This is a genomic window from Rhizobium sp. 18055 (assembly GCF_902706285.1).
Classification (GTDB): Bacteria; Pseudomonadota; Alphaproteobacteria; order Rhizobiales; family Rhizobiaceae; genus Rhizobium.
In genome coordinates this window covers 1-633 of record NZ_CACSKD010000095.1, presented here as the reverse complement: position 1 = coordinate 633, position 633 = coordinate 1, and the positions used below count along the sequence as shown (strand labels likewise).

Genomic DNA, 633 nt, shown 5'->3' with positions numbered 1-633 from the left:
ACCTCGCGCTGCTCGATGACGACGACATGCCGCTTCCCCTTCCGCGCCAGCTCGATCCGGCCCTGCAGCGCACGGCCCGGCTGGCTTCTCTCGACCCTGACGACGGAATCGACCTATGACCCAACACCGCCTCAATGTCTTCATCCAGCCTGAGCACGGCAAGCGGCTCGATGAACTGGCCGCCACCAAGGGCGTTTCCAAGTCCAGCATCGTCGCCGCTGCCTTGGCGTCCTGGCTGTCGCCCGATGCGGGCGACCAGCGCGAAGCGGCGATTGCCAAGCGCCTGGATCGCCTGTCGCGCCATGCCGAGCGCATGGAGCGCGACCAGAACATCCAGATCGAAACGCTGGCGCTGTTCATCCGCTACTACCTCACGGTCAGCACGCCCGTGCCCGAGGCCCATCAAGAGGCCGCGCGTGCCCAGGGCAAGGCGCGCTTCGAGCAGTTCGTGGAGCAATTGGGTCGCCACCTGCTGCGCGGGCGCAGCCTGGTGCACGACGTGGTGGAGGAACTGCACCCCGACCCCACGCGCATAGACGACGCGCAGGAGCGCGCGTCATGAGCGCCGTTCCTTCCTCTTTCACCGCTACGTCGCTGGATCGCCCCATCCAGATGCTGCGCACGGCAATGGGG

At 67.0% G+C, this 633-nt stretch carries 1 protein-coding gene; it reads left to right on the top strand.

Annotation, left to right across the window (positions count from 1 at the left end; genetic code table 11):
- The first annotated feature begins 115 nt into the window (after positions 1–115).
- Positions 116–562 carry a CopG family transcriptional regulator gene (locus GVL52_RS28125; RefSeq protein ID WP_160012671.1) on the top strand — a complete coding sequence of 149 codons (447 nt, stop codon included), beginning with the start codon at positions 116–118 and terminating at the stop codon, positions 560–562.
- The last annotated feature ends 71 nt before the right edge of the window (positions 563–633 follow it).